This window comes from Salipiger sp. HF18, from assembly GCF_011806505.1.
Taxonomy (GTDB): Bacteria; Pseudomonadota; Alphaproteobacteria; order Rhodobacterales; family Rhodobacteraceae; genus Salipiger; species Salipiger thiooxidans.
The window spans coordinates 1-671 of sequence record NZ_JAATOS010000953.1 but is presented as its reverse complement, the minus strand read 5'-3'; the positions used below and the strand labels follow the sequence as shown (position 1 = coordinate 671).

The window sequence follows — 671 nt, the reverse complement described above, 5'->3', positions numbered from 1 at the left end:
CGACGAGACCAGCGGTGCGCTCGCCAAGGCGCAGGACCGACTGGCCAAGCTGACCGCCAACAGCCGCGAGGCCCTGCTGCTGCACACCATCGAGGAGTTCTCGCTCGACGAGGTCGCCGAGATCATGCAGATCGACCGCTCCGAGGCACAGCAACTGGTGACCCTCGCCCGTCAGGAAATGGCGGATGCGGTGTCCGGTCGCGTGCTCATCATCGAGGACGAGGCGATCATCGCCATGGACCTCGAGAGCATCGTCGCCGATCTCGGGCACCGGGTCACCGGCGTTGCCCGTACCCGCAGCGCCGCAGTCGATCTGGCCGGCAAGGAAACCCCCGATCTCGTGCTCGCGGACATCCAGCTCGCTGACAACTCGTCGGGCATCGACGCGGTGAACGATATCCTGAAGTCGCTGGGCAACCGCCCGGTCATCTTCATCACCGCCTTCCCCGAACGCCTGCTCACCGGCGAGCGTCCGGAACCGGCCTTCCTGATCTCCAAGCCCTACTCCGAGGATCAGGTCCGCTCGGCGGTCAGCCAGGCGATGTTCTTCTCGTCCACCGAGACACTGAAGGCCTGATCTACCCGTTTTCATCCAGATCGTCTCTGCCAAAGGAAAAGCCGCGGCCCGCAAGGACCGCGGCTTTTTCATGTCTGTCGTACCGTTCTCTGCG

Annotated in this window: 1 protein-coding gene; it reads left to right on the top strand. The window is 64.4% G+C overall.

Going from position 1 to position 671, the window contains the following annotated elements; all coding sequences use genetic code 11:
- A partial coding sequence (locus HC022_RS28215) for a response regulator (protein ID WP_167454562.1) occupies nt 1-577 on the top strand: 577 nt, incomplete at its 5' end.
- Between the last annotated feature and the right edge of the window lie 94 nt (nt 578-671).